Origin of the sequence: Streptomyces sp. NPDC005374 (assembly GCF_042872225.1) — a bacterium.
Lineage (GTDB): Bacteria > Actinomycetota > Actinomycetes > Streptomycetales > Streptomycetaceae > Streptomyces.
Genome location: NZ_JBIAKA010000002.1, coordinates 69,695 through 86,883, shown reverse-complemented (window position 1 = coordinate 86,883; position 17,189 = coordinate 69,695). Strand labels below are relative to the sequence as shown.

Below are 17,189 nucleotides of genomic sequence, written 5' to 3'. Positions count from 1 at the left end.
GCAACCGCGCCAGGGCGTGATCGTGCGGTGGCGGCCAGACGGCCGGGGACCCTCGCCCGTCAGGATGACGCGGCCGGGCGAGGCCGCGCCCTCGGAAAGCAAACCTTCCTGCAAAATGCACCCGTGCCGCCTCGGTCGGCGCTGTGCTCCGTCCCCTACGACGAAAAAAAGGGATCGAAGATGACCACTGTAGGTGTGCGGCGCTCCAGCCGTCCCGGCCGCGGCGGCATGCGCCGCCTGGTCTCCCTCGCTGCCGCTCTCACGGCAGGCGCTCTGACGCTCACCGCCTGTGGCGGGGACTCCGGCTCCGGTGGAACGTCCAAGTCGCTGACGTTCTGGATCTCCACGGTTCCGGGCCAGGACGCGGGCTGGAAGAAGTCGGTGGCGGCGTACCAGAAGGAAACCGGCGTCAAGGTCAAGCTCGTCAACATCCCCTACGACGGCTACACGACGAAGCTGCACAACGCCGCGCAGGCCAACTCCCTGCCCGACGTCGCGGCCGTGCCGGCGCTGGACCCGATCTGGTCGAGCAAGCTGATCGACCTCGCCTCCATCGCCAACAACAAGAGCAACAAGATCAACCCCAACTTCCTGGCGAAGGACTCGTCCGGGAAGGTGCTGGCCATCCCCTCGGACGTCACCGCGTCCGGCCTGTACATCAACAAGAGCCTGTTCGAGAAGGCCGGCGTCTCCTTCCCGACCTCGCCCGACAAGACCTGGACCTGGACCGACTTCATCGCAGCGGCGAACAAGGTCCGCGAGAAGACCAAGGCCAAGTACTCCCTGACCTTCGACCAGTCGCCGTCGCGACTGCGCGCCATGGTGTACGAGATGGGCGGGCAGTACGTCCACGCGGACGACTCCGGCAAGTTCTCGGTGGACGAGGCGACCAAGAAGGCCGTGAACACCTTCGTCGGATGGAACGACGACAAGACCATGCCGAAGTCGGTGTGGACCAGCGGCGCCGACCCGTCCGCCATGTTCCAGAGCGGTGACGTCGTCGCCTACTGGTCCGGTGTGTGGCAGGTGCCCGCCTTCGCGGACAGCATCAAGAAGTTCGAGTGGGCGAGCGTCCCGACTCCGGCCCAGCCGGTGCAGGCCAGTGACGTGAACAGCGGCGGCAACGTCGTGGGCTTCAACAACAACGCCGACGCGTCCGCCGCCGCGAAGAAGTTCCTGTCCTGGCTGTACGAGCCGGCCCACTACCAGGCGCTGTGCGAGGCGTCCGGTTTCCTGCCGGTCGAGAGCGGTCTGAACCCGAAGTACCCCTTCAAGTCCGAGGCGGCGCAGGCGGCGTTCAAGCTCTACAACGAGTCGATCCCGCTGTACGCCCCGATCTCCGGCTACTTCAACGGCGCGCAGACGAACTGGGTGCTGAAGGGCAAGAGCCTCACCGAGGACCCGACCAAGACGGAACTCGGCAAGGCGATCAACGGCCAGCAGTCGGCCGACAAGGCCCTGCAGAACATCGTGGACGGCTACAACCAGCAGGTCGGCGGCTGATCGCGGGCCCGGGGGACGGGCGGCGCCGAGACGCCGCCGCCCGTCCCCGGACGCCCGCGTGATGCCGGGCTCATGACCGGAGCCCGCAGCAATCCAAACCACCAGCACGGAGTCAGGAAGATGACAAAACGCGCCTCGGCCGTGACCGCGAGCCCGCCGAGCTCGCCCAGGAGACGCAGCAAGTACACCCTTGCGCCGCTCGTCCTCATCTCGGCCAACGTCGTGCTCTTCGCGCTGTTCTTCGTCTGGCCGGCGGTGATCGGGCTCGTCTACTCGTTCACGAACTACACAGGTGTGGGGGCGTTCCAGTTCATCGGGCTGGACAACTACCACAACCTGTTCGGGGACTCCACCTTCTACGACGCGCTGACCCGGACGCTGCTGTACGCCGTGCTGTTCGTCCCGCTGAACTTCGTGGTCTCGCTGATCGCCGCCAACCTGGTGGTGAGCAAGCACGCGAAGGGCGGGTCGGTCGCCCGCGTCATCTTCTTCATTCCGTGGCTGCTGTCGCCCATCGTCGTGGGTGTTCTGTGGCGGTGGATGTTCGGTGAGAACTTCGGTCTGGTCAACTACGTCATCGAGAAGTTCGGCGCGGACGCCGTTCCGTGGCAGTCGAACGCGGACCTCTCGTTGCTCGTGGTGGTGATGGCGGCATCCTGGGCCTGGACGGGTTTCACGATGCTGCTGTTCATCGCGGCGATCAAGAACGTCCCCGTGTCGTACTACGAGGCCGCCTCGCTCGACGGCGCCGGCCCCTGGCGCCAGTTCTTCAGCATCACCCTGCCGAGCATCGCGCCCACCTCGTTCATCGTCATCCTGCTCAACACGATCAACGCGATGAAGGAGTACCCGGTGTTCGTCGCCCTCAACAACGGCGGGCCCGGATCGTCGAACAACCTGCTCGTCCAGTACATCTACGAGACCGGCTTCAAGCGGGGACAGATCGGCTACGCGAGCGCCGCGTCGTTCGTGCTCATGCTCATCCTGATGGCCGTCGCGGTCATCCAGCTGATCGTCAACCGGCGGGTGGAGAACCGATGACAACCACAGACATCCCGCGCCCGGCCGACGCCGCTCCGCGCCGATCCGTCTCCAAGAGGCGGCCCCGCAAGACGGCCACCGGTGGACTCAGGCAGGCGGTGTCCGCGACGACACTGCTGTGGATCATGGCGTGCCTGTACGGGTTTCCGGTGCTGTGGTTCATCCTCAGCTCCTTCAAGCCGTCCAGCGACCTGTTCTCGTATCCGCTGACGCTGGTTCCGCACAACCCCACCCTGACGGGGTTCAAGGCGGCGTGGGACAGCGCCAACTTCTCCCAGTACTTCATCAACACGGCCATCGTGTGCGTCATCACGACGATCCTCACGGTGGGAATCAGCTGCTGCACCGGCTACGCGCTGGCCAAGTACGACAACAAGTGGCTCAAGGCGTTCTTCATCTGCATCCTGGCCACCACGATGCTGCCGGGCGAGGTCATGCTCGCCCCCGAGTTCCTGGTGGTCCGCAACCTCGGCCTCTACAACTCCTTCGCCGGCATCATCCTCCCGGCCGTGCTCACCGCGACCGGATGCTTCATGTTCCGCCAGTTCTTCCTGACGGTGCCCGACGAACTCGTCGAGGCCGCACGCATCGACGGCGCCAGGGAGCTGTCGATCTTCCTGCGGATCATGGTGCCGCTCTCCCGGCCCATCATGCTGACCCTCGCCATCCTGTCCTTCCAGTGGCGGTGGAACGACTACATCTGGCCGCTGCTGATGCTCAACGACCCCAACAAGTTCACCGTGCAGATCGGCATCCAGAGCATCGTCGGCGCACAGAACATCAACTGGTCGGTCCTGCTGGGCGCGTCGGTCATCTCGATGATCCCGCTGATCGTCATCTTCCTGGTCTTCCAGCGTTACGTCATGGGCGCCGACATCAACGCCGGCCTGAAGGACTGATCTTGCTCTTCCCGCTCGACCACGAGTTCGTCCGGTCGGTGGCCCGTGCCGCCGACCGGACGGCCGTCCCGCTCGCGGCCGACCCCGACGAGATTCCCGTTGGTGTGCCGCACCGTGGTCTGGCGCGGCGGGTGAAGACGCTCATCGCCGCGTACCGTTCCCCGGACTCGGAACTGCACGGCAGCGAGCGGGCCGTCGCCGCCGCGATGACCCAGCTGCGCGCCCTGCGGGCCGTGCAGACCGGCACCGGCCTCTTCGCCGGCGGCGACAACGTGCAGTCACCGCCGGACTCCGCCTTCACCGTCAACGACGTGTGCGACGCCCACGTCCTCGCCGTCGGCGCGGGGCCGGAACTGCACGACGTCACGGTGGCCCTCGCCGAGATCGCCGGCGCCGCCGCGGACAGTCTCCTGAGGGGCGGGGTGCACACCCCGAACCACCGCTGGGAGCTGAGCGCGGCGCTCGCCCGTCTGCACCGGTCGTTCCCCGACGACCGACTCCTCGCCCGCGTCGAGGAGTGGCTCTCCGAGGGCGTCGACATCGACACGGACGGCCTGTACTCGGAACGCAGCGCTGTCTACGCGTCCATCGTGACCAACCCGGCGCTGCTGTTGCTGGCCGAGGTGCTCGGGCGTACCGACCTGCGGGACGCCGTCGAACGCAATCTCGCCACGACCCTGGACCTGATCAGGCCGGACGGCACGGTGGAGACCGTCCACTCGCGCCGCCAGGACCAGAAGCTCACGTTCGCGCTGTGGCCCTACCTGCCGCACTACCGGCTGCTCGCGATCCGCACCGGCCGGGGCGACTTCGCCCGCGCGGCCCGCCTGGCGGCCGCCGACGGCATCGACGACCCCGACCTGCTCGCCCAGACCCTCCTCACCCCGGATCTGTGCCGCGCCCTGCCGGCCCCGGACGCTCAGAAGCTCCCGCGCGACCGGTACCTCCCCACCGCACGCCTCGCCGCACATGTCTCGGCCACGTCGCACACCGTGGTGTACGGCGGCTCCGACGTGCCCGAGCACCGGCGCATCCGCTCGGGCCTCGCCTGCAACCCCACCTTCCTGCGCCTGTTCGCCGGTGCCGCCGTCCTCGACGCGGTCCGCCTCTCGCGGGTGTTCTTCGACCTGGGCCCGTTCCGTGCCGCCGACATGGAACAGCTCGCCGACAACCGGTACCGGCTCACCCAAACCCTCACCACCGCCTACTACCAGCCGCTCCCGAAGGACCACAGGCGCGACGACGGCGCCTACCGCATGGTGGACGAGGGCCGCTTCTCCGCGGCGATGGCCTTCCCCGACCGCCCTCAGGACGAGGTCTCCCACACGACCCGAGTCGACGTCGACCTGCGGGACGACGGGGCCGACCTGCGGATCGACATCAGCGGCCCACCGGTGCCCTGGGCCCTCGAACTCACCTTCCGGCCGGGCGGCGAGCCCCAGGGCGCCCTGCCGCTCGGCGACGGAATCTGGTGCCTGACGACCGAGCCGTTGACCTACCGCGTCGGCGACGACGAGATCCGGGTCGAGGCCGCCGTCGAGACGGGCGAGCCGCTCGCCGGGCCGGACCGGAGCGACGTACTGCGCTACGACCCGGGGCAGGACCACACCGTGGTCGGCGGCACCGACGCGACGACCGGGAACCGTGTCTACCTCGGCGGGCACGGACCGCACACACTGACCCTCGCACTACGCGCCAAGTCCGTCTCAGGCACGAAGGACTGATTTCCGTGTACCTCCCCCGCCAGCTCGGCCCGCTGCACGACCTGCCGGACAGCCCCGAGGCGTACGACGCGGTCCTCGCCGACGTCGTCGAGCAGGCCCTGAAGCGGATCACGCCCGAGGGCAACCTCGAACACCCCGACTGCGTGGACGACATCGGCGACACCTCGCTCGGCATCACCTCGCTGCTCGCCCTCGCCTGGCGGCGCGGCAAGGACCCGCGGCTGCCGGAGGCGGTCGGCCGCAGCCTCGCCTTCCATCTGCGGGAGCGGGTGTACACCGACGACAACCCGGGCTACCCGAACCTGAACGTCCGCAACTCCGGTCTGCAGTACGCCCGTTACACCCTGGCGCCGGGCGCGCACCCCATCGGCGACTGGCCGAGCACGGTGTGGGCGCTGCTCCAGGCGGTGAACATCCTCGACGCCGCGGACGGTCTGGTCGAGGACTTGCAGCGCGCCGAACTCCTCGACGTGGCGCGGGGCTACTGGCACTGGCTCACCGAGGCGACCTTCTTCAACCCGCAGGAAGCGGGCAACCAGGCGATCGGCTGCGTGGTCGGCGGCCTGATGCTGGCGGCCCATCTGCCGGGTGCGGAGGGGGAGTCGGTCCGCGCGCGGGCCCTCCGGCTCTACAGCGACGAGATCCGCGCCCACCGGGTCACGGACCGCGGCGCGGCCCTGCCCCCCGAGCACGGCGGCGCCTACGACAACAACTACGGCCCGATCTCCCTGTCCTTCCTCGCCCAGGCCCACCGGATCAGCGGCGAGGAGATCTTCGCCGAGGACGGCGACACCCTGGCCCGCTACATCGACGCCCGCCTGACGGGCGGCGGATTCGACAACGGCGGCTCGCGGTACAGCGAGCAGCACTCCGCCTTCGAGTCGGTCCTCGGCCTGCGCTACTTCGGGGCCCGCATCGGCGCCGACCTCGGCCGCTACCGGGGCGACTCCCGCTGGGCCCGGCACGCGGTCAAGGAGGACGGCGGGGTGGACGGTCACTTCGCCTGGATGCTGGTCTGGCAGATTCAGGACACCACGCCCTGGCACCGGGAACCGTCCACGACGACCGCACGCCACCAACTGCGCGCGGGCACGGTCTCGGTGGCCTTCGACAGCAAGATGACGCCGGCGGTCCTGGAGGCGGCGGGTACCTACTACCTGCCCGCCGCCGTGAACCGCCAGCACGGCTTCGGCCCGGTCGTCGACGGCTTCCTGCTGTGCCGCCCCATGGGCGAGGTGCGCGTCCGCGACGTTCGCGCCGACGGCCTCACCGCCAAGCTGGTCACTAAACCGGTCGTCGGCCGTGATCATGTCCTGCGCCACATCCAGGCCCTGTACGTCACCGACGGCACGAGCCTGTGGACCACGGTCACCGTGGAACGCCTCCCCGGCACGCCCTACCTGCTGGCCGGGCTGCCGTACGCGCACGACGACGGCGACCGGGTGCGCCGGACGGCCGAGGGCGAGGTGGCCGCCGTGGGCCCGCTGCGGCTGACGCACCCCGAGGCGCAGGGTGTCGACCACTTCGACGCCCGCTCGGAGACCACCCAGGAGCTGGCCGCCTTCGCCCTCGCCGCCGACCCCCGCGGCTACGGCAACCCCGACGAGGGCTGGCGCCACCTGGTCAGCTCCACCGCCCTGGAGGCGGAGCCCGCTCCGGACGCCCCGGACGACCTGCACGCCTTCGCCGTCCGCTACGGCCCCGGAGGCACCCTCACGGCGACCTTCACGCGCGACGGCGCCGGACTGACGGTACGCACCGAGGCGTTCACGGCAAGGATCGGCGACCCGGCGGGCGACGCGCACGGCGAACCGGAGCTGACCCTGTCCGCCTGCTGAGGCACGGGGAGGGGGCAGGGGAGGGGTCACACGTCCACGCGGGGCAGGGCCGACACCGGCACCACCAGGTCGGCCCGGTCCCGGGTCGCCGCGACCAGCTCCGCGTTGCGCTGGTCCGAGCGCTGCACCCAGGCCACCGCCTCGTCGTGGGTCTTGCCGAACTCCTCGTGCCGGGCGACCAGGCGGCGGACCCGCTCGCCCTCGTCGAGTTCGCAGAACCACACCTCGTCCAACTGCGGCCGCACCCGGGCCCAGGCGCCCGTGCCGAGGAGCAGGTAGTTCCCCTCGGTCACGGTCAGACGGGCGGTCGGGAGCACCGGGATCGCCCCGGCGACCGGCTGCTCCAGCACACGCTCGAAGCCCGGCGCGTACACGATGTCGCCGTCCGGATCCTCGCGCAGCCTCCGCAGCAGAGCCGCGTACCCGGCCGCGTCGAAGGTCTCGGGCGCCCCCTTGCGGTCGCGCAGACCGAGCCGGTCCAGTTCCACGTCGGCGAGATGGAAGCCGTCCATGGGGACGTGCGCCACCCAGGGCTCACCGGAGCCGTTCAAGGCCCGCACGAGGTGTTTGGCGAGGGTCGTCTTGCCCGCGCCGGGGGACCCGGCGAGCCCGAGGACGGCCCGGCCCCCGCGCTCGGTGAGGGAACGGGCACGGGCCACAAGGTCGTCGAAGGTCAGCGGCACACGCCGAGTCTGCCATTCGAGGACTTCAGGCCGGCCAGGCACCCTTGATGCGGAAGGGGGAGAAAGGAGGGCAGGTCGTGACCTACGACCCTTACGGCTACGACGGCTCCGGCGACGAGGCGCGGATCCGGGCCCTGATCACCCGGTGGGCCGCCGCCGTCCACCGCGGCGACCTCGCGGGCGTGATCGCCGACCACGCCCAGGACCTGGTGATGTTCAACGTGCCGCCGCCCCACCACGGCATCCGGGGCCTCGCCGCCTACCGCGCGGCCTGGCCGCCCTTCTTCGAGTGGCAGGCCCAGGGCGCCCGCTTCGACATCGAGTCCCTCGACATCACCGCCGGCACCGACGTCGCCTTCGCCCACGCCCTGGTCCGCTGCGCGACCCCGGAGGAACTCGCCGCCCACCCCGACTTCCGGCTCAGACTCACCTTCGGCCTGCGCAAGGAACGCGGCCGGTGGCTGGTGGCCCACGAGCACCACTCGTTCCCGCACGACTGAATCCACCTGTTGGCAAGCCGTCTGGCAGGGAACCGGGTCCTGTATGACGAAGCTCGGTCTACCCGAAGAAATCAAGGCCTGCCTCTTCGACCTCGACGGGGTCGTCACCAGGACGGCCGTCGTGCACGCGGCCGCCTGGAAGGCGATGTTCGACGCGTTCCTGCGCGAACGCGAGGGCGAACACTTCCGGCCGTTCGACGACAAGGACTACGACGAGTTCGTCGACGGCCGCCCCCGCGCCGACGGCGTGCGCACCTTCCTCGCCTCCCGCGGCATCGACCTGCCCGAAGGGTCCCCGGACGACCCGCCCGGCGCCGAGACCGTCCACGGCCTCGGCAACCGCAAGAACGACCTCGTCCTGGAGAAGATCCGCACCGACGGCGTCGAGGCCTATGACGACACCCTGGCCTACATCCGGGCGGCCCGCGCCCAGGGTCTGCGCACCGCGATCGTCTCCTCCAGCGCCAACTGCCGAGACGTGCTGCGCGCGATCGACGCTGAGGACCTCTTCGACGTACGTGTCGACGGCGTGGTCGCGGCCGAACGCGGGCTGCCCGGCAAGCCGCACCCCGACACCTTCCTCGCCGCCGCAGCCGACCTCGGGCTGGACGCACCCCGGTCCGCCGTCTTCGAGGACGCCCTGGCAGGTATGGACGCGGGCCGCGCGGGCCGCTTCGGATACGTCGTCGGACTCGACCGCGTCGGACAGGCCGACGCCCTCTACGAGCACGGCGCCGACGTGGTCGTGAAGGGCCTCGCCGAACTGGGGGACCGCGCGTGATCACCCACCGGAACTACACCGTCGAGCCCTGGGCCGTACGCGAGACCGCCCTCAACCTCGACGTCCTGGCCCAGAGCGAGTCCGTGTTCGCCCTGTCCAACGGCCACGTCGGCTGGCGCGGCAACCTCGACGAGGGCGAACCGCACGGCCTGCCCGGCTCCTACCTCAACGGCGTCCACGAACTGCACCCGCTGCCGTACGCCGAGGCCGGCTACGGCTATCCGGAGTCCGGCCAGACGGCCATCGACGTCACCAACGGCAAGATCGTGCGCCTTCTCGTCGACGACGAGCCCTTCGACCTGCGCTACGGCCGTCTCGTCGCCCACGAACGCAACCTCGACCTGCGCCGGGGCGTGCTGGAGCGGTCCTGCGAGTGGATCTCACCGGCGGGCTCCCGGATCCGGGTGCGCTCGACCCGGCTCGTCTCGCTCACCCAGCGGGCGATCGCCGCCGTGGCCTACGAGGTGGAGCCCGTCGACAGCCGCACCCGGGTGGTCATCCAGTCCGAGCTCGTCACCAACGAGAGCCTGCCCGAGCCGAAGAACGGCGACCCGCGCGCCTCCAAGGCCCTCAAGTCGCCGCTGGAACACGAGGAGGGCTTCGCGGACGGCACCCGCCTGCGCCTCGTGCACCGCACCCGCCGCAGCGGTCTGCGGGTCGCGGTGGCCGCCGACCACGTGGTCGAAGGACCCGAGCGCACCACCATGGGCAGCGAGGAGACGGTGGACCTCGCCCGGCTCACCGTCACCTCGGTGCTGGAGCCGGGGCAGCGGTTGCGGCTGGAGAAGCTGGTCGCCCACGGCTGGTCCGGCGCACGCTCCCGGCCCGCGATGAGCGACCAGGTCGACGCGGCCCTCGCGGCCGCGGCCCACAGCGGCTGGGACGGACTCCTGGACGAACAGCGCGGCTACCTCGACGACTTCTGGGCCCGTGCCGACGTCGAGGTCGACGGCGACGAGGAGATCCAGCAGGCGGTCCGCTTCGCGCTCTTCCATGTGCTCCAGGCAGGAGCGCGAGCGGAACAAAGGGCCATCCCCGCCAAGGGGCTGACCGGGTCCGGCTACGACGGGCACGCCTTCTGGGACACCGAGACCTTCGTCCTGCCGCTGCTCACCTACACCGAGCCCGGCGCCGTCTCCGAGGCGCTGCGCTGGCGGCAGAACACCCTGCCCGCCGCCCGCGAGCGCGCCGAGCAGCTCGGCCTGAAGGGCGCCGCGTTCCCCTGGCGGACCATCGAGGGCTCGGAAGGATCCGCCTACTGGCCCGCCGGCACCGCCGCCTTCCACATCAACGCGGCCGTCGCGGACGCCGTGGTCCGCTACACGGCGGCCACCGGCGACACGGACTTCGAACGTGACACCGGGGTCGAACTCCTTGTGGAGACGGCCCGGTTGTGGCGCTCGCTCGGCCACCACGACCACCACGGCGTCTTCCACATCGACGGCGTCACGGGACCCGACGAGTACAGCGCGGTCGCCGACGACAACACGTACACCAACCTCATGGCCCGCGCGAACCTGCTGGCGGCCGCCGACGCCTGCGCGCGCCACCCGGAACAGTCCGCCGCGCTCGGTGTCGACGACGAGGAGAGTGCCGCCTGGCGGGACGCGGCCGAGGCCGTGCACATCCCCTACAACGACGAACTCGGCGTCCACGAACAGCACGCGGGTTTCACCCGCTACCAGCAGTGGGACTTCGACGGCACCCGCGCCGACCAGTACCCGCTGATGCTGCACTTCCCCTACTTCGACATCTACCGCAAGCAGGTCGTCAAACAGGCGGACCTGGTCCTGGCGATGTACCTGTGCAGCGGCTGGTTCGAGGAGTTCCACGACGAGGAGCAGATCGCCCGCAACTTCGCCTACTACGAGCCCCTGACCGTACGGGACTCCTCGCTGTCGGCCTGTGTCCAGGCCGTGGTCGCAGCCCGTGCCGGACACCTGTCCCTCGCCTACTCCTACACGGCCGAGGCCGCGCTGATGGACCTCGCCGACCTGGCGAACAACACCCGCGACGGACTCCACATCGCCTCCCTCGCCGGTACCTGGACCGCGCTTGTCGCCGGGTTCGGGGGCCTGCGCCGCGACGGCGACTCGCTGCGCTTCGCACCCCGCCTGCCCGAGCGGTTCAGCCGCCTCGCCTTCAACCTGAGGCTCCTGGACCGCTGCCTGCGGGTGGAGATCGGCCCGGACAAGGCGACGTACACCCTGATGTCGGGCTCCCCTGTGACCATCCGCCACCACGGCAGCCCCCTGACCCTCAACGGCGACGGTCCCGTCGTCCGCCCGATCCCGGCTCCCGAGGGCCGCCCGGCACCGGGCCAGCCCCGGCACCGCGCCCCGCACGCCCGCTGACCCCCGACCCCTGACGGCCGCTTGGCCGAACTCCACCCCGCGTCCCCCTCCGTCGCGGGTTACTTTGTCCCTGTTTTTCAGGGCTGGTAATTCATGACTGGACCAGGTGCCCGCGGGGTGCGGGGCTGAGGGGTGGACGATGGCCGACAGCGGCAGCGTGGACGGACGGACATGACGTCCGAGCGGATCGCCCTCACCGCCGCCCGCAGAAGCGCCTACTGGCAGCTCGCCCTCACGTTCGCCGTCCTGACCGCGGCCGGCTGTCTGGCCCGGCGGCACTGGCCTGTACTGGAGAACGGTGCCCTGCGGCTCGCCGTCGCCGACCAGGGCTGGCTGCTCGTCGCCGCCACGGCCGCCGCCGCGACCTGGGCCTGCTCGGCGCTGGCCCAACAGGGCGCGGTACTGAGGGCGCTGCCCTCGGGGCGCCTGGTGGCCGCGCAGTTCGCCGCGTCCGCCGCGGGTCAACTGCTGCCCGCCGGTCTCGGCGCCGGCGCGGTCAACCTGCGCTTCCTCATGCGGTGCGGAATGTCGGCCTCGCGCTCGGCGACCGCGCTCGCGGTGAAGGCCACGGTCGGCGGGTTGGTGCGGGCGGCCCTCATCGCCGTACTCGCCACGACCTGTCCCGGCGTCCTCGGGCTTCCGCGGCTGTCCGTGCCGTGGCTGGCCCTGGCCGGGGCGGCCGGCGTCCTGGCCGTGCTCCTGACGGCCGCCCGGTGGGCGCGGTGCCGCAGCGCCCTGGCTCTCGTCCTGGCCGACATCAGGGCGATCCATGCGCGACCGCACCGGGCGGTGGCCCTGTGGGGCGGCTCGCTCGGGTTCGCCGTACTGCACGCGCTGGTGCTGATCGCCGTCAGCCGCGCCGTCGCCCTGCCGCTGGCGCCGTTGCTGGTGGCCCTGCTCTACCTCGCCGCGAGCAGCGCCGCCGCCCTGCTGCCCACACCGGGCGGACTCGGCTCGCTCGACGCGGCGCTCACCTTCGCCCTCACCGCCGGTGGAGCACCGGGTGCGGCCGCCGCCTCCGCCGTGCTCGGGTACCGGCTGCTGACCGTGTGGGTGCCCCTGCTGCCCGGCCTGCTGGTGCTCGCCCTGCTCGTCCGCCGCAAGGCGCTGTGAGCGCGAACGGCGTTTCCGGTCCCCATGGTTCTGGTAGGACTCCGGATGTCGGCGCGAGACGAGGGGGAGTGCCATGACGTGGAACGAGAACGGCGGACGTCTGGGGGAGGAGTTCTTCACCCTGGGGTCCTCGTCCTTCACCGAGTTCTTGGCAGCGCACCGCCCCGAACTGCTCAGCACCCGCCGGGTCCTGCCCGACGGCGTACGGGCCGCACCGGACCAAGTGCCGCACGGCACCACCGTGCTGGCCCTCACCTACCGCGACGGCGTCCTCATCGCCGGCGACCGCAGAGCCACCATGGGCAACCTCATCGCCCAGCGCGACCTGGAGAAGGTGCACCCCGCCGACGACTACACGGCGGTCGCCTTCGCGGGCACCGTCGGGCTCGCCCTCGACATGGTCAAGCTCTACCAGGTCGAACTGACGCACTTCGAGAAGATCGAGGGCATCGCCATGACCCTCGACGGCAAGGCGCGCCGCCTCGCCGGCATGATCCGGGAGAACCTCGGCCAGGCCATGCAGGGCCTCGCCGTCGTCCCCCTCCTCACCGGCTACGACCCCTCCGCGCCCGACGGCGAACGGGGCCGCATCTTCAGTTACGACGTCGTCGGCGGGCTCTACGAGAAGACCGACTTCCATGCCGAGGGCTCCGGATCGCCGTACGCCCGGGGCGCGTTGAAGAAGCTGTTCCGCAAGGGTCTCGACCGTCGCGAGGCCGCCCTCGCAGCGCTCCAGGCGCTCTTCGACGCCGCCGACGACGACTCCGCGACCGGCGGCCCCGACATCAACCGCCGGATCTTCCCCATCGTCTCCGTCATCACCGAGGACGGCTTCGAGCGGCTGTCCGAGCAGGAGACCGAGCAGCTCAGCCGCGAGATGGTCGAGCAGCGCCGCACCAGGCCGGACGGACCGAACGTGGCGCCCTGACCGGCAACTTTTCACACTCGTGACAAAGACCTGCCACGGGCTTTACTGCACATGACTTGCAAGTACCGGAGGATGGCACAAGGCTGCTGATCGCGGCCGTGCCTCTCCCAAAAGGATTCCTCCGCCCGATGACGGCCGCCCCTGACTCCGCTCCGCCCCTCCTCCCCGCCGCCGCCCCCGCGAGGGGCTCGGTCTGGCACCGCGTCCGTGGCTCCATGACGCGGCAGGAGTGGATCAGGGCGGGCGGCATGACCGCGGTCGTGCTGGCGCTGCACGTGATCGGCTGGGTCACCCTCGTCGCGATCGTCGCCCCGCACCACTACACCGTCGGCGAGAAGTCCTTCGGCATCGGCATCGGCGTGACCGCCTACACCCTGGGCATGCGGCACGCCTTCGACGCCGACCACATCGCGGCCATCGACAACACCACGCGCAAGCTGATGGGGGAGGGGCAGCGGCCGCTGTCGGTGGGCTTCTGGTTCTCGCTCGGCCACTCCTCTGTCGTCTTCGTCCTGGCACTGCTGCTCTCGCTCGGCGTGAAAGCCCTCGCGGGCCCCGTCCAGAACGACGACTCCCGCCTGCACGACGTGACCGCTCTGATCGGTACGACGGTTTCGGGGGCCTTCCTCTATCTGATCGCCGCGGTCAACCTGGTCGTCCTGGTGGGCATCTGGAAGGTGTTCCGGCGGATGCGCACCGGCCGCTACGACGAGGCCGCGCTGGAGGAGCAGCTCAACAACCGCGGCTTCATGAACCGCCTGCTCGGCCGCGTCATGAAGTCGATCACCAAGCCGTGGCAGATGTACCCCCTGGGCCTCCTGTTCGGCCTCGGCTTCGACACGGCGACGGAGATCGCCCTGCTGGTCCTGGCCGGTTCGGGCGCCGCCTCCGGCCTGCCCTGGTACGCGATCCTCACCCTGCCCGTCCTCTTCGCCGCCGGCATGTCCCTCCTCGACACCATCGACGGCTCCTTCATGAACTTCGCCTACGGCTGGGCCTTCTCCAAGCCGGTGCGCAAGGTCTACTACAACCTCACGATCACCGGCCTCTCCGTCGCCGTCGCCCTCCTCATCGGCACGGTCGAACTCCTGGGCCTCCTCGCCGAGAAGCTCGACCTCCATGGCCCGTTCTGGGACTGGATCAGCGGCCTCGACCTCAACGTCCTGGGCTTCGTCATCGTGGGCCTGTTCTTCGCCACGTGGATCGTCGCCCTGGCGGTGTGGAAGGTCGGCCGGATCGAGGAGAAGTGGACGGCGGGACTGGCGGAACAGCCCGCCGAATGACGGGGCCGGCCGTGGTCGTCACCGCCGCCGCTCAGGCCCGCACCTTGAAGTCCTTGCGCCACTTCGTGAACTGCTGTTCCGGGTCCCCGGTGTACGACCACGGAGTGCGCGTGCCCCGGCGGTCCAGCATGCGCAGCAGCGGTACGGCGACCTCCGCGAGGCCCGCGTGGCAGGCCGCGTGGGTCAGGTAGTTGAGGTCGCGCAACTCGCCGGGGACGACGGTGTGATCGGTGCGGCCCATGATCCAGCGCTGCCAGGTGCGCCGCGCGTCGCTGATGGCCCCGTCGTTCTTCCAGTGCTGCCCCAGCCCCACGGACGTCTGCCTGCCCTCAGCCGCGTCCGAAGCGGCCCGGTACTCCTCGACACGCGCGTACTGCACCAGCACCGGCAGCGCGCAGCCCGGCGGCGCGACCCCGGCCGCGTCGCGGGCGAAGTCGTACATCAGGCCGTGCGAGCCGTGCCAGCGTGACGAGTAGTAGTGCAGGATCTGGAGGTGCCCCTCGACGCTGTACGGGTCCCGTCCGTGCAACTCGTCCCACCAGCGCCCCAGTTCCTGCCGCCGCACCCCGGCCGGGTACAGCCGCGCCACCGAGATCAGCGAGATCCACGGCGTGGGGTCGTCGACGAACGCCTCCGCCGCGTGGAGACAGGCCATCACCGCGGCGTCCACGCGCCGCTGGTCGATCGGCACACCCCGGCCCGCGGCGATGGCCAGGTTGAACGCCCGGGCCGTCTCCGTGGCCGCCCGCAGCACCAGTGCGTCACCGCTGTGCGGTTCGGCCGCCAGCCACGACTCCACCGTCGAACTGCCCGCGCAGGCCTGGGCGAGCGCCCGCACCCGGTGGCCCCGGGCGAGCCAGTCCGGCCCGGTCGCGCGCAGCAGCTCGCGCAGACCCTGCCAGCGGCCGATGACGATGTCCTGCCGGGCGGTGGTGAGGGGGACGTCCCCGCAGTCGGGGTCGAACTCGGGGGCGAAACGGTCGCGCGCCATCGCAGAACCCCTCAGAAGTCGGTCGGGAGACCCTCGTGGACGAGCGAGGGCCCGGCCTCCTGGCCGTCGGGCACGTAGTCCGCCTCGACGGTACGGCTCGCGTCAAGTCGCGCGGGCCGGTAGTAGTCGCTGCCCTGCTTCCAGTACCAGAGCATCGGGACCAGTCCCACGGCCAGTCCGCCCACGCCGATCGAGATCGCGGCGGTGCTCAGCTCGCTCAGCGACTCGACGAAGATCCAGAACATGAACAGGGCGCCCAGCAGCGGCCACAGCCCGCCGAGCAGGAAGTCGGTCGGGGACTTCAGCAGCATCTTGCGGTACGCGACGACCACCGCGAGGCCGGTGAGGCCGTAGTAGACGGCGATCTGGAGCCCGATCGCCGAGATCGCGTCCTTGAGGATCTCGCCCACGGAGCCCAGGGCGTTGGAGGCGATGAACATCACCAGAGCCACGCCGCCGACCACCACGATCGCCACCCACGGAGTGTTCCAGCGCCGGTGCACCCGGCCCAGCGCGGACGGCATCGTACGGTCCCGGCCCATCGCGAACAGCGAACGCGTGACCTGGATCAGCGTGGTCTCCAGCGTGGCGATGGTCGACAGCATCACCGCGACGATCAGCAGCTTGCCGCCCCAGCCCGGCCAGACCTCCTCACCCAGCACGGCCAGCACGTTGGCGTCGTTGTCCTCGATCTGCTTCGAGGTGAGGATGACGTTCACCGCGATGGTGAACACCTCGAAGAGCAGGAAGACGATGCCGACCCCGATGAGCCCCGCGAGCCCCGTCGTACGGCGGCTGTTGCGGGTCTCCTCGCTCAGGTTGCTGGTGACGTCCCAGCCCCAGTAGTAGAACGCCGCGATCAGCGCGCCCGACGCGAAACCGGCCATGCCGTCGAAGTGGCCGAAGCCCAGCCAGGACCAGTCGAAGGCCCGGGCGTTGCCGGTGTGGAAGAGCGCGAGCACCGCGAACAGGGCCAGGATCGCCAGTTCCACGCCGGACATGACGAGTTGGGCGCGCACGGTGAGCCGGGCGCCGCCGAGCACCACCAGCAGCATCAGTACGAACCAGGCCGCCCCCACGACGGTCGACAACGCGGTGTTGTCCGCGAGGCCCTGGTCGAAGAGGGCCAGCGTCATCGAACCGGCGGGCAGCGAGCCGGCCACCATGAAGATGGTCGCCGAGATCACCAGCGCCCAGCCGCTGACGAACCCCAGAAAGGGGTGGAGCGTGCGCCCCACCCACGAGTAGCTGGCGCCCGCGTTGACGTCGATGCGGCTGAGATAGCTGAACGCCAGCGCGATGCCCAGCATGGGTATCGCGCAGTACAGCAGGGCCGCCGGGCTGGCCAGACCCACGGAGCCGACCAGGACCGCGGTGGTCGCGGCGATCGAGTACGCCGGTGCGCTGCCCGCGACGGCCATCACCACGGTGTCGAACGTACCGAGGGCGTTGGCCTGCAGCCCTCTGCCCCTGCTGATGCTCATGGTTGCGCTGCTTTCCGTCGGGCACGACGCACGGGCGGAAGCGGCCCGTGCGGCGCAGTGGGGTGGG

14 protein-coding genes are annotated in these 17,189 nt (G+C 70.4%); 11 read left to right on the top strand and 3 right to left on the bottom strand.

All coding sequences use genetic code 11. The features are described from left to right. Nucleotides 1-180 precede the first annotated feature (180 nt). From ACFYRX_RS05875 to ACFYRX_RS05855, 5 genes are all read left to right on the top strand, one after another. The gene (locus ACFYRX_RS05875) at nt 181-1,503 is read left to right on the top strand and encodes an extracellular solute-binding protein (protein WP_389097068.1); all 1,323 of its coding nucleotides are present in this window, start codon (nt 181-183) and stop codon (nt 1,501-1,503) included. A 120-nt stretch (nt 1,504-1,623) separates the two neighbouring features. Then, on the top strand, nt 1,624-2,544 hold the full coding sequence (locus ACFYRX_RS05870; protein ID WP_389097067.1) for a carbohydrate ABC transporter permease: 921 nt from the start codon (nt 1,624-1,626) through the stop codon (nt 2,542-2,544). Beyond that, on the top strand, nt 2,541-3,443 hold the full coding sequence (locus ACFYRX_RS05865; protein ID WP_389097066.1) for a carbohydrate ABC transporter permease: 903 nt from the start codon (nt 2,541-2,543) through the stop codon (nt 3,441-3,443). Before ACFYRX_RS05870 ends, ACFYRX_RS05865 begins: the two co-directional genes overlap by 4 nt. A gap of 2 nt (nt 3,444-3,445) precedes the next feature. Beyond that, nucleotides 3,446-5,167: a hypothetical protein gene (locus ACFYRX_RS05860; RefSeq protein ID WP_389097065.1), complete on the top strand. Its 1,722-nt coding sequence runs from the start codon at nt 3,446-3,448 to the stop codon at nt 5,165-5,167. A gap of 5 nt (nt 5,168-5,172) precedes the next feature. Further along, nucleotides 5,173-7,005, top strand: coding sequence for a hypothetical protein (locus ACFYRX_RS05855; RefSeq protein WP_389097064.1), 1,833 nt, complete (start codon nt 5,173-5,175; stop codon nt 7,003-7,005). 26 nt (nt 7,006-7,031) lie between these two features. Here the strand turns inward: ACFYRX_RS05855 and ACFYRX_RS05850 are convergent, their stop codons facing one another. Continuing rightward, the gene (locus tag ACFYRX_RS05850) at nt 7,032-7,688 is read right to left on the bottom strand and encodes a nucleoside/nucleotide kinase family protein (RefSeq protein ID WP_389097063.1); all 657 of its coding nucleotides are present in this window, start codon (nt 7,686-7,688) and stop codon (nt 7,032-7,034) included. 77 nt (nt 7,689-7,765) lie between these two features. Between ACFYRX_RS05850 and ACFYRX_RS05845 the strand changes: the two genes are divergently transcribed. The 6 genes from ACFYRX_RS05845 (at nt 7,766) to ACFYRX_RS05820 (ending at nt 14,647) form a co-directional block, all read left to right on the top strand. Further along, entirely contained in the window at nt 7,766-8,188 is a 423-nt protein-coding gene (locus tag ACFYRX_RS05845) for a YybH family protein (RefSeq protein ID WP_389097062.1), read from the top strand. A 43-nt stretch (nt 8,189-8,231) separates the two neighbouring features. Next, nucleotides 8,232-8,969, top strand: a complete 738-nt coding sequence (locus tag ACFYRX_RS05840) for a beta-phosphoglucomutase family hydrolase (protein WP_389097061.1) — start codon at nt 8,232-8,234, stop codon at nt 8,967-8,969. Next, nucleotides 8,966-11,323, top strand: coding sequence for a glycoside hydrolase family 65 protein (locus ACFYRX_RS05835; RefSeq protein WP_389097060.1), 2,358 nt, complete (start codon nt 8,966-8,968; stop codon nt 11,321-11,323). The genes ACFYRX_RS05840 and ACFYRX_RS05835 overlap by 4 nt, the downstream gene beginning before the upstream one ends. Nucleotides 11,324-11,494: 171 nt before the next feature. Beyond that, entirely contained in the window at nt 11,495-12,436 is a 942-nt protein-coding gene (locus ACFYRX_RS05830; protein WP_389097059.1) for a lysylphosphatidylglycerol synthase domain-containing protein, read from the top strand. Between the two features lie 73 nt (nt 12,437-12,509). Continuing rightward, nucleotides 12,510-13,364, top strand: coding sequence for a proteasome subunit beta (prcB, locus tag ACFYRX_RS05825; RefSeq protein ID WP_389097058.1), 855 nt, complete (start codon nt 12,510-12,512; stop codon nt 13,362-13,364). A gap of 128 nt (nt 13,365-13,492) precedes the next feature. Then, complete coding sequence (locus ACFYRX_RS05820) at nt 13,493-14,647, top strand: HoxN/HupN/NixA family nickel/cobalt transporter (RefSeq protein ID WP_389097057.1); 1,155 nt, start codon at nt 13,493-13,495, stop codon at nt 14,645-14,647. Nucleotides 14,648-14,678: 31 nt separating this feature from the next. Here the strand turns inward: ACFYRX_RS05820 and ACFYRX_RS05815 are convergent, their stop codons facing one another. Then, nucleotides 14,679-15,638: a hypothetical protein gene (locus ACFYRX_RS05815; RefSeq protein ID WP_389097056.1), complete on the bottom strand. Its 960-nt coding sequence runs from the start codon at nt 15,636-15,638 to the stop codon at nt 14,679-14,681. Between the two features lie 11 nt (nt 15,639-15,649). After that, nucleotides 15,650-17,122, bottom strand: a complete 1,473-nt coding sequence (locus ACFYRX_RS05810) for an APC family permease (RefSeq protein ID WP_389097055.1) — start codon at nt 17,120-17,122, stop codon at nt 15,650-15,652. Nucleotides 17,123-17,189: the final 67 nt, after the last annotated feature.

Coding starts and splice junctions, on each gene's coding strand:
- ACFYRX_RS05875 (WP_389097068.1), top strand. CDS start 181: ATGACCACTGTAGGTGTGCGGCGCTCCAGCCGTCCCGGCCGCGGCGGC.
- ACFYRX_RS05870 (WP_389097067.1), top strand. CDS start 1,624: ATGACAAAACGCGCCTCGGCCGTGACCGCGAGCCCGCCGAGCTCGCCC.
- ACFYRX_RS05865 (WP_389097066.1), top strand. CDS start 2,541: ATGACAACCACAGACATCCCGCGCCCGGCCGACGCCGCTCCGCGCCGA.
- ACFYRX_RS05840 (WP_389097061.1), top strand. CDS start 8,232: ATGACGAAGCTCGGTCTACCCGAAGAAATCAAGGCCTGCCTCTTCGAC.
- ACFYRX_RS05830 (WP_389097059.1), top strand. CDS start 11,495: ATGACGTCCGAGCGGATCGCCCTCACCGCCGCCCGCAGAAGCGCCTAC.
- prcB (WP_389097058.1), top strand. CDS start 12,510: ATGACGTGGAACGAGAACGGCGGACGTCTGGGGGAGGAGTTCTTCACC.
- ACFYRX_RS05820 (WP_389097057.1), top strand. CDS start 13,493: ATGACGGCCGCCCCTGACTCCGCTCCGCCCCTCCTCCCCGCCGCCGCC.
- ACFYRX_RS05815 (WP_389097056.1), bottom strand. CDS start 15,638: ATGGCGCGCGACCGTTTCGCCCCCGAGTTCGACCCCGACTGCGGGGAC.
- ACFYRX_RS05810 (WP_389097055.1), bottom strand. CDS start 17,122: ATGAGCATCAGCAGGGGCAGAGGGCTGCAGGCCAACGCCCTCGGTACG.